This window comes from Halorubrum sp. SD683, assembly GCF_002135045.1.
Taxonomy (GTDB): Archaea; Halobacteriota; Halobacteria; order Halobacteriales; family Haloferacaceae; genus Halorubrum; species Halorubrum ezzemoulense.
Window position 1 is genome coordinate 1 of the sequence record NZ_NEWJ01000083.1, and the last position, 10,156, is coordinate 10,156.

Annotated in this window: 9 protein-coding genes; 2 read left to right on the forward strand and 7 right to left on the reverse strand. The window is 67.0% G+C overall.

The window, feature by feature from the left end:
• Window positions 1-206 precede the first annotated feature (206 nt).
• Window positions 207-1,523 (reverse strand): amidohydrolase, encoded by a 1,317-nt coding sequence (locus B9G49_RS14290; RefSeq protein ID WP_086216825.1) that lies wholly within the window; start codon window positions 1,521-1,523, stop codon window positions 207-209.
• Between the two features lie 89 nt (window positions 1,524-1,612).
• Here B9G49_RS14290 and B9G49_RS14295 point away from each other — a divergent pair, with 89 nt between their 5' ends.
• A complete protein-coding gene (locus B9G49_RS14295; RefSeq protein ID WP_049932849.1) occupies window positions 1,613-1,957 on the forward strand; it encodes a dihydroneopterin aldolase family protein in 345 nt (114 codons plus the stop codon).
• A 184-nt stretch (window positions 1,958-2,141) separates the two neighbouring features.
• Window positions 2,142-2,642, forward strand: coding sequence for a hypothetical protein (locus B9G49_RS14300; RefSeq protein WP_049932848.1), 501 nt, complete (start codon window positions 2,142-2,144; stop codon window positions 2,640-2,642).
• Between the two features lie 73 nt (window positions 2,643-2,715).
• Here the strand turns inward: B9G49_RS14300 and B9G49_RS14305 are convergent, their stop codons facing one another.
• From B9G49_RS14305 to B9G49_RS14330, 6 genes are all read right to left on the reverse strand, one after another.
• Window positions 2,716-4,080, reverse strand: coding sequence for an ABC transporter ATP-binding protein (locus B9G49_RS14305; protein WP_049932847.1), 1,365 nt, complete (start codon window positions 4,078-4,080; stop codon window positions 2,716-2,718).
• On the reverse strand, window positions 4,077-5,198 hold the full coding sequence (locus tag B9G49_RS14310; protein ID WP_049932846.1) for an ABC transporter ATP-binding protein: 1,122 nt from the start codon (window positions 5,196-5,198) through the stop codon (window positions 4,077-4,079). Before B9G49_RS14310 ends, B9G49_RS14305 begins: the two co-directional genes overlap by 4 nt.
• A 1-nt stretch (window position 5,199) precedes the next feature.
• Complete coding sequence (locus B9G49_RS14315; RefSeq protein WP_049932845.1) at window positions 5,200-6,186, reverse strand: ABC transporter permease; 987 nt, start codon at window positions 6,184-6,186, stop codon at window positions 5,200-5,202.
• Window positions 6,186-7,181, reverse strand: a complete 996-nt coding sequence (locus B9G49_RS14320; protein ID WP_222104443.1) for an ABC transporter permease — start codon at window positions 7,179-7,181, stop codon at window positions 6,186-6,188. Before B9G49_RS14320 ends, B9G49_RS14315 begins: the two co-directional genes overlap by 1 nt.
• A 204-nt stretch (window positions 7,182-7,385) precedes the next feature.
• Window positions 7,386-9,029: an ABC transporter substrate-binding protein gene (locus tag B9G49_RS14325; protein WP_049932843.1), complete on the reverse strand. Its 1,644-nt coding sequence runs from the start codon at window positions 9,027-9,029 to the stop codon at window positions 7,386-7,388.
• A 247-nt stretch (window positions 9,030-9,276) separates the two neighbouring features.
• Window positions 9,277-10,156: EF-Tu/IF-2/RF-3 family GTPase (locus B9G49_RS14330; protein ID WP_255376756.1), on the reverse strand; the 880-nt coding region annotated here is incomplete at its 5' end.

Genomic DNA, 10,156 nt, shown 5'->3' on the forward strand with positions numbered 1-10,156 from the left:
CCTTTGAATCCCTCCCCGCCCGGCACCGCAGCCTCACGCCTCCCCAGTGTCGTCGGCCTCCTTCCGGTCGGCCGACTCCAGCGAGAATCGAAGATTCCCTGGCAGCCGGCGCTACGCGCCGGCGACCTCGCGCGTGCTGACGAGCGCCCGCAGGGCGCGAGTCGCACGCGCCACCGCAGTTCTATATATGAATAGCCGTGCGTCCGCTACGCCGAATCCACGCGGTCGACGAGGTCGCTCGCAGCGGCCGCGGCGCGCTCCTGTACGACCGCGGCGTCCAGCGTCAGCACCTCTCGGTCGCGCATGAGAATGTCGCCGTCACAGACCGTGTGGCGCACGTCGCTCCCGCGGGCCGCGTACGCGAGGTGCGAGACGGGGTCGTGGACCGGCGTCAGGTGCGGCGCGTCGAGGTCGACGACGGCGAGGTCGGCGGCCGCACCCGCCTCGATCCGACCACCCGGGAGTCCGAGGGCGTCCGCGCCGCCGGCCGTCGCCATCTCAACGACCGCCCCCGCAGGGACTGCGCTCGCGTCGTCCGCGGCGAGCTTCCCGAGCATGGCGGCGTCGCGCATCTCGTCGAACACGTCGAGGTCGTTGTTCGAGGCCGCGCCGTCGGTGCCGAGCGCGACGGTCACGCCGGCCTCGCGGAGCCGCTGAACCGGGGCCATCCCGCTGGCGAGCTTCATGTTCGAGGCCGGGCAGTGGACGACCGCCGTTCCCGATTCGGCGAGCCGGTCGATCTCGCCGCCGCCGACGTGAACGCCGTGCGCGAAGAAGTCGTCCGGGCCGAGCGCGCCGAGGTCCTCGGCGTACGCGATCGGTCGCTCCCCGCGCTCGTCGACGATCGGGTCGACCTCGTCCGCCGTCTCGTTGGCGTGGAGGTGGACCGGAACGCCCGCCTCCCGCGCCTCCGCGACCCCCTCGCGGAGGAACTCCTCGCCGACCGTCGTCAGCGAGTGCGGCATGAACGCCGTGCGGATCCGGCTGTCCGCCGCGCCATCAAGTTCGCGGGCGACCGCGAGGCTCTCCTCGACGTCCGCGCGGGCGTCGGCCGCGTCCTTGCCGACCGTCACGACCCCGTGGCCGAGCCGCGCGCGCAGCCCCGCGCGGTCGACGACGTCCGCGACCCGGTCCATCGCGAAGTACATGTCCGCGAACGCGGTCGTCCCAGATCGGATCATCTCCAGGGCGCCGAGCTCCGCGCCCGCCTCAACGTCGTCCGGCGTCAGTTCGGACTCCGCCGGCCAGATGTCCTCGCGGAGCCACGGGTCGAGCGGTTTGTCGTCTGCGTACCCGCGGAGCAGCGTCATCGCGACGTGCGTGTGCGCGTTGACGAGCCCCGGGATCACGAGCGACCCCGACGCGTCGAGCGTCTCGTCGGCGTCGGGCGGCGCCTCGCCGTCCGCGCTCACGTCTCGTACCTCGACGATCCGCCCGGCGTCGCGGTCGATCGTCACGTCGGCCTCGGTCACGGAGCCGTCGGGGCGGAGGACGCGGCCGCCCGTCACGCGAAGCGCGTTCATACGGACCGATCCCGCTCCTCGAACCAAACGGCTTCGGTTCCGCCGGGCCCCTCCGAAGCCTCTTAGGCCGGCGCCGCCGCAGTGCGGGCATGGCAACCGACGCCCAGCAGGCGTGTTTCGAGGCCGGGATCAAGTTCGGCTCGCTGTACCACCAGTTCGCCGGCACGCCGGTCAGCCCGTCGAGCACGCGGAGCATGGAGGCCGCGATGGCGGAGGCGATCGAGAACCAACCGCACTGCGAGGCGGTGACCGTCGACATCCACGACGACCGCGTCGCCGACGCGATCGACCACGAGAACGGCTACACGGAGCTCACCGGCTCGCTGATGGACGTGGAGATGCGGATCGCGTACGAGGGCGTCACGGTTCACACGCGGATGGCGATGGAAGACGGGTACCCGCTGATGGAACTGGTCGACGTGGTCGACGACTGACGGCGAGTCGTTACGGTCCGGGGGCGCCGACTCGGCCGGTCCGACCGTCGCGGTCCGGAGAGTCAGGGCCAACTCTGTCCGACGCGGACCCGATCGCCGTCGACCCGAACGCTTAGTATCGCGACCCGCCTACCGCAATCCGAACGCGGCCGACGCTTCCGATTCCCCGCTTTCAGAGACGCCCATGGTCGACAGACGCCACGACGGTCGGACGGATCGCACCGGCTTCGACGAGACGAAGAACTACCTCTCGACCGCCCTCGGCCGCGTCGTACCGCGGGCGGTGGCGCGGCGCGCGCTCGAGGTGAGCGTCAGCACGGACGCCGCCGAGTACGCGCCCGACGAGCCCATCTCGATCACGGTCATCATCCGCAACCGCCTGCCGGTCCCAATCGAGGTCCCGACGACGACGCGTCGCTCGTGGGGGTGGGCGGTCGACGGCGTCTTGGAAGCCACCGACAAGCGACGCTACATTCGCGGTGAGGAGTCTTCGCTGTCGTTCCGCGCCGGCGAGACGAAGCGGGCGACGGCCACGTGGAACGGTCGCTTCCGCCGCACCGCCGACGACGGCGGGCTCGACCGATCGGTCCGGGCCGATCGCGGCGACCACACGATCTCCGTGTTCGTGCCGGTCCCCGGCGCCGACGAGCGCCACGAGGACGCCACGCAGATACGGATCCGCTGACACCGCCGGTGACGTCAGCGAGCGGGCCGCCGAGGCGCCGCGCGGCGAGGTGATTTTTAAAAAGGGTCGGCGGTCAGTCGTCCGCTTCGGGCGCTTCCGTTCCGGGCCGCGCCGCGCCGCCTACCGTGGCCTCGTCTACCGCGGTCGCGACCGCCTCGTCGCGGCGCAAGTGACACGCCGAGTAGTGGCGGCCGTCGCCGATCTCCGACTCGATCTCGTAGGCCGGCCGGGCCGTCGCGCAGACGCTCTGGTCCGCGAACCGCTCGACGAGGATCCGCTCGGCGTCCTCGAACTTGTCGCGCTCGATGTGGCCCAGCGCCTCGTCGAGCAGGGTGCCCGCGTCGCCGCTCGGGACCGCGTCCTGGAAGTACCGCGACCGGAGGACATCCGGATCGGTCTCCTCGAACGCCCGGCGCTCGACCGCTCGCTGGAACTCGACAAGGTTCCGCCAGGCGCCGTCGCTCATGTCGTACTCTTCCGGCTGGATCACCTTCGGACAGCGGGTCCGGAACCGGCAGCCCGAGGGCGGGTCGATCGGCGACGGCACGTCGCCGGACAGGAGGGCGGTCCGCCCCCCGCTCCGCGGATCCGGGACCGGAATCGCGTCGAGGAGCGCCTGCGTGTACGGGTGCTGCGGGTTCTCGAACAGCTCCTCCTTGTCGGCGAGCTCGACGATGTTCCCGAGGTACATCACCGCCACGCGGTCGGAGATGTGGCGGATGACGCTCAGGTCGTGCGCGATGAACAGGTACGTGAGGTCGAACTCTTCTTGTAGCTCCTCCATCGTGTTGAGCACCTGCGCCTGGATCGAGACGTCGAGCGCCGACACGGGCTCGTCGCAGACGATGAAGTCGGGGTTCACCGACAGCGCCCGCGCGAGGTTCACGCGCTGGCGCTGCCCGCCGGAGAACGCGTGCGGGTACCGATTGTAGTGTTGCGGGTCGAGCCCGACCTTCTCTAACAGCTCCTTGGCGCGCGCCTCGCGCCCCTCCTCGTCGAGCATGCCGTGGGCCTTCATCGGCTCCTCGACGATCGGCCCGACCTTCATCCGGGGGTCGAGAGAGGACTGCGGGTCTTGGAAGATCATCTGCATGTTCTTCCGCATCCGTCGCAGCGGCTCGCCGGACAGCGATGCGAGGTCCTTGCCCTGGAAGTAGACGCTTCCCTCGGTGGGTTCAAGCAGCCTGAGGACGGTACGGGCCAGCGTTGACTTCCCGCAGCCGGACTCGCCGACGAGCCCCAGCGTCTCCCCTTCCTTGATGTCGAAGTCCACGCCGTCGACGGCGCGGACATCGGAGGTCGACCGGGAGACGTACGGGAACTCGTCGTCGAGCTGGACGCCCGCGAGGAGTCCACTCTCGTTGTCGAAGTGCTTCTTGAGGTTCCGCACCTGGAGGAGCGCCTCGGGGTCCGACTCTGGCGGGCCGACTTTGGTCATTCCGCCTCACCCCCGGTCTCGGTGAACCCGGCGGAGAACCCTCCGGTCGCCTCCGTGTCGATCGGGGGACTCGTGTCGTACCCGATGTCGAACGCGTCGTGTTTCACGCACGCGGCCGTGTGCGTCCCCTCGGCGTCCCCGCTCATCTCCCGCGGCTCGGGGTGGACCTCACGGCACACTTCTCGGGCCTCGGGACACCGCGAGTGGAACCGACAGCCGGAGGGCGGGTCGATCGCCTCTGGCATCACTCCCTTGATCGGCCTGAGCTCGTCGACTGTTTCGTCGGGGCGCGGCATCGAGTCGAGCAGCGCCGACGTGTATGGGTGTTTCGTGTCGTAGAACAGATCGTCCACCTCCGCCTGCTCAATTATCTCGCCGAGGTACATCACGTTCACCCGGTCGCAGATCTCCGCGACGACGCTCATATCGTGGGTAACCCAGATGAACGAAGTATCGTACTTCTCTTGGAGGTCCTTCACCATCTCCAGGATCTCGCCTTCGACCGTGACGTCGAGCGCGGTCGTCGGCTCGTCGGCGATGATCAGGTCGGGCTGACAGGCGAGCGCCATCGCGATCAGCACGCGCTGTCGCATCCCGCCAGAGAACTGGTGCGGATACTCGTCGTACCGCGACTCCGGCGCCGGAATTCCGACCTCCCGGAGAATGTCGATCGCCTCCCCTTTCGCCTCGTCGGTGCCGAGGTCGCGGTTAATTTCGATGAACTCTCGGAGCTGCCCTCCGACGGTGAAGACGGGGTTCAACGACTCCATCGGGTCCTGGAAGATGATCGCGATCTCGCGGCCGCGGATCCGTTTCCGCATCTCCTCTTCGGTGAGCATCTCGTCGCGCGGGCGCAACTCGCCGCCGCCGTCCTCTTCGAGGCCGAAGATCGTCTCGCCTTTGAACTTGATCTCGCCGCCGACGATCTCGCCGGGGCTGTCGACCAGCCGGAGGATACTGGAGGTCGCGACGGACTTCCCCGCGCCCGACTCGCCGACGAGCCCGACGATCTCCCCCTCGTGAACGTCGAAGGAGATGCCGTCGACGGCGCGGACCGTCCCGTCCTCGGTGAAGAACTGCGTCTTGAGATCGCGTACGCTGAGTAGTGGTTCGCTCATATCAGTTGTTGATCCGCGGATCGAGGGCGTCTTGGAGGCCGTCGCCGAGAATGTTGAAGCCGATGACGGTGATCAGAATCGCGATACCGGGGAAGATGCTGAACGTCGGCGCGGGGAGCATGTACCCCCGCGAGGCGGACAGCATCTGCCCCCACGATGGCGTCGGCGGCTGCGCGCCGAAGCCGAGGAACGAGAGTCCGGCCACGATGAGGATGCTTACCCCGACCTGAAGTGTCGCCTGGACGAGCACCGGGGCGAAGCTGTTGGGGATGATGTGCCGGAAGATGATGTTCCGGTCTTTCACCCCGGCCGCCCGCGCGGCCTCGACGTAGTCCTCCTCACGGATGGACACCACGCGGGACCGGATGAGACGGTTGAAAACGGGGATCGCGGTGATCCCGACGCCCACCATCGCGAACGTGAGGTCCCGGCCGAACGCGGTCATGAACGCGATGACTAAGACGAGGAACGGGATGGCGTAGATAGTCTCGGTGACGCGCTGGAGCACGTCGTCGATCCAGCCGCCGTAGTAGCCGGAGACCGCGCCGATGACGGTACCGCCGCCGAGGCCGATGGCGGTCGCGAGGAACCCGACCGTCATGGCGATCCGCGTCCCGTAGATTGTCCGGGAGAGCAGGTCGCGGCCCCGGTGGTCGGTGCCGAGCGGGTGTTCGAGTACGCCCTGTCCGAACTGGTTCTCCATGCCGACCGGCGGGAGCAGCCGCCGCACGTTCTGTGGGTCGGTCTCCGGATTATACAGCACCGCCTCAGCGATGGCGTAATCGAGAACGTAGTAGTCGAACGCGGCAAAGATCGCGACGAACGTCATGAACCCGACGATGTAGGTCCCGATCCGCGCCGTCGTGTCCTGTCTGACCTGCTTCAGCGTGTACCGGAGCCCGACGCGGGCCTCGACCTCGTCTGGCCCACCGCTCTCGTCGCTGTTGTCCGGCGTGTCGTCGTCCGAAGTTGCGCTGTTGACAGACATTACTCGTCACCGTATGTGACCCGCGGGTCGAGGTAGCTGTACGTGATGTCCGTGACGATCACGCCGATCACGTAGACGAACCCAAACACGAGCGTCGTGCCCATGATCAGCTGGTAGTCCTGATTGTTGATCGCAGTAATGATCAACCGGCCCATCCCCTGAATCTCGAAGACGGTCTCCGTGAGGACGGCGCCGCCGAGCGCGGTTGAGAGCCCCAGGCCAATGATGGTGATCACCGGGAGCTGCGCGACTTGGAACGCGTGCTTGCGCACGATCGTCGACTCGGGCACGCCGTACGCCCGAGCGAGCTTCACGTACTCGCCCTGGAGCGAATCGACCATCGACGAGCGCTCGATCCGGGTGATCTGCGCCATCTGGAGCGTTCCGAGCCCGATCATGGGTAAGAAGAGGTGATGCGCCGTCTGGCGTAACACCCCAATCCGCGTCGCTGCCCCCCGCACGTCCGCCGGGTCGGCCCACGGGAGGACGAGCCCTCGCGCGGGGAACCATCCGAGGTAGAACGCGAAGACGATGATCAACACCAGCCCGATCCAGAACGACGGCGTCGAGACGCCGATGAGCGAGACGATCCGCGAGACGTGGTCCGCCGGCTCATTGCGCCGCTTCGCCGAGATCACGCCGAGCGGGATCGCGGTGACGATCGCGAACGCGAACGCTGATAGCATGAGCAGCAGCGTCACTGGGAGCCGGAGCAGGATCATCTCCAAGACAGGGCGGTCGTAGTAGATACTAAGCCCTAGATCTCCCGTTGCGACGCCGCTGAGGTACGTGAAGTACCGAACGTGTATCGGTCGGTCGAGGCCGTACTGGGCCCGGATCGCCTCGACCTGCTCCTGTGCCGGCGTTGGCCCCAACATGATCTCGACCGGATCGCCGGGAATCTGGTTGGCTAGGAAGAAGGTTATCGTCACGATACCTATCAGTACGGGTATCGCCTGTGCGAACCGCCGGAGTGTGTACCGAAGTAAACTCACTGTCGTGGATCTCTTGTTGCTTCGACTCGGTTTTTGCTGTCGCTTATCTGTTTCGCTCCCGCCGACGTGCCAATTTGGAGCCGCAAGCGGGCAGCCGACCCCGCCGCCAACCGCCCAAGAGGGCACACTTACGGCCCAACCCGCTCCGAGCGCGCACCGCCCGGGTCCGCTCCGTGGGTCCGATCCCCAAACCTCCGGGGCCGGTTATCGGTTCACAGTGACGCCGTCCAGCTGGACCTCGGACGAGATCGGGTGCGAGCTGAAGCCCTCCACCACGTTGCGCACGCCGTAAGAGTTGTTCAGGTTGTACGCCGGCATGTGGACGCGCCCTTCGAGCAGCGTCGTCGTCGCGTCGATGTAGAGCTGGCGACGCTCCTCGCGGTCAGACGACTCGCGGGCCTGCGTCAGCATCTGCGAGGCCTCGTCGTAGTCGTGGAACGTCCCGTTGTTCGTGCCTTCCGTTTCTTGGCTCAGCAGGTTGTACGCGAACGTGTCTGGGTCCGGCGAGCCCGACCAGCCAAGGGTGTACATGTTGTAGTCGTCCTCGCTACCAGTGACGTACGCGTCGAGGAACGTCCCCCAGTCGAGACGCTGGACTTCGACATTCTGGAAGCCAGCATTCTGGAGCCCGTCGCCGATGGAGATGCCGATCTGCTCGCGCTTGTTGTCCGGCGGCACGATGATCCGCCAGTTGTAGTCCATCGAGACCCCAGCCTCCTCGAACAGCGCCTGCGCCTCTTCCAGGTCCTGATCGTGTTGAATGTCCGACCACTCGTCGGTCGGGAAGTCCCACTCCTCAGAGATCGAGGCCGGGTAGGGGCTATGTTGGCGGACGCCGGCCGGCTCGACGAAGTTCTCGACTGCTTGGTCCATCGAGACGCAGTAGTCGACCGCCTCGCGGACGAGCGGGTCGCTCGTCGGTCCCTCGCCGCAGTTGAACGCGAGATAGAAGTACCCAATCCCCGGCTCTTCTGTCAGCGTGGCGTTCTGGTTCCCTTCGACCGTCTCGTACAGCTGCGGCGGAATCGATTCGACGATGTCGACGTTCCCAGTCTCCAGCTCGGTGACCCGCGTCGTCTGTTCGACTATCGGCTCGAACTCGACTGTGCTGATCTCCGGGAGGTTATCGCTGTCCCAGTAGTCGTCCCACCGCTCCAGCGTCGCGTAGCTCTCCGGCTCCCACTCGGCGAGCCGGAACGGCCCGGAGGTGACCGGACCCATGTTGTACGCGTCCGTGTCTTCCTGTCGGACGGAGGCGTTGACGACGTTCCGGGCCATGGCGATCGTGAACGCGCCGTACGGGTACGAGAGGTCGAACTGTGCGGTTTTCTCATCGATCACCTCCCCGGTATCGATCATGTCGACTTCTGATGCGTTCTCGGTCTGTTCCTCGACGGGCGCCAGCATCGTGTGAACGACATCTTCCGCGGTGACGGGATCGCCGTTCTTGAACTGGGCGTCCTCGCGGATCGGGACGATGAAGCGCGTGCCGTCGCGCTCGACCGTCGGCATGTCCGCGGCGATCTTCGGCTCCAGACTGACGCCGTCGCTGTACTCGTAGAGCCCGTCGAAAATCCGCCCGGCAATCTGCGCGGACGGCACGTCGTTCATGACGACGGGGTCCATGTCGAGCGGGCCCTTCGCCTGCGCGAAGTACAGGGTCGGGGCGCTGCCGCCGTCGGAGCCGTCCGAACCGTCACTGCCGTCAGAGCCGTCGCCGTCTGAGCCGTCCGAACCGTCGCCGCCGTCCCCCCCACCGGCACACCCGGCGAGCAGGAGGGAGGTGCCGGCTGCTCCGCCGGCGAGGACCTTCCGTCGCGAAATGCGTTGTGTGTGTTGTCGACGCATACAGTCGTCCACTTGTTTCTATTTGATAAGTACTTTGGGTTGGCGTGGTCGTATGGTCATCTCTGTTCGCTTTGTTGTCCTTTTGTCCATACGTACTCCGTCGAACTCCGTCCGAATCAGGGAGAAACGGCTGCCATGATCCGAAATTTATTGATATATCAGTGGATAAAAATCGGACAAAATACTGATATTTTGCGTGCGGCACGCGACCGGCGAGTCAGTTTGAGTGCGGCACCCGACCGGCGAGTCAGCGCTCGCTCGGCGCCGCGTCCTCCGCGGCGTCTCCGGTGCCAGTCACCGTTCCGACCCCTTTGCTCGACCCCTCGCGGAAGACGAAGCGCTGTCCCTCCTCGATCAGGTACGGCCGGAACTTGAACCGGACGCGCGCCTCGCCGGTGTCGCCCGGGAGCAGTCGCCCCTCGTCCGGGAAGAACGCGGCCGCCTCAGAGACGGTTTCGAGGTGGACGACCGGCTCGTACCCCTCCTGAATCCGCGTCGGGTGGTTGAGTACCATCACCTCGGCGTCGAACTCGCGGACCGGTTCCGGCTCGCTGTCTCGGGGGACCAGCGCCATCCCGCGTTCGATCTCCGCCTCGTCGACGCCCTTCAGCGCGATGCCGACGATCCGCCCGGCCGTCGCCTTGTCGACCCGGTGGTAGTGCATCTCGATCGACCGCACCTCCACCTCGCGGAACGAGCCGTCGGGCATGGGCCCGAGGAGGAGCTCGTCGCCCGTCTCGACGGTCCCCGAATTCACCGTGCCGGACGCGACGGCGCCCACGCCCGTCACCTTGTAGCTGCGGTCGACGTACATCCGGAAGGCCTCCCGGTCCGGCGTCGCGCGCTTCGGGAGGCGCTCGAACAGCCGGTCGAGCGTCTCGACCCCGTCTTTCGTCACCGCGCTGGTCCGCAGCAGGGGGACGACTCCGTCGCCGACCTCCGCGACCGCGGTGTCGACGCCGTGCCGGTCGACCAGCAGCGGGGTCTGGCCCGCGTCCCGGAGCATCGACTCGACCTCGCGCTCGACCGCGGCGAGCCGGTCGTCGCCCACGGCGTCCGCCTTCGTGATCGCGACGATCGTCGGGAGTTCGGTCGCCAGGCGGATGCCGAGGCCGGCCCTTATACAC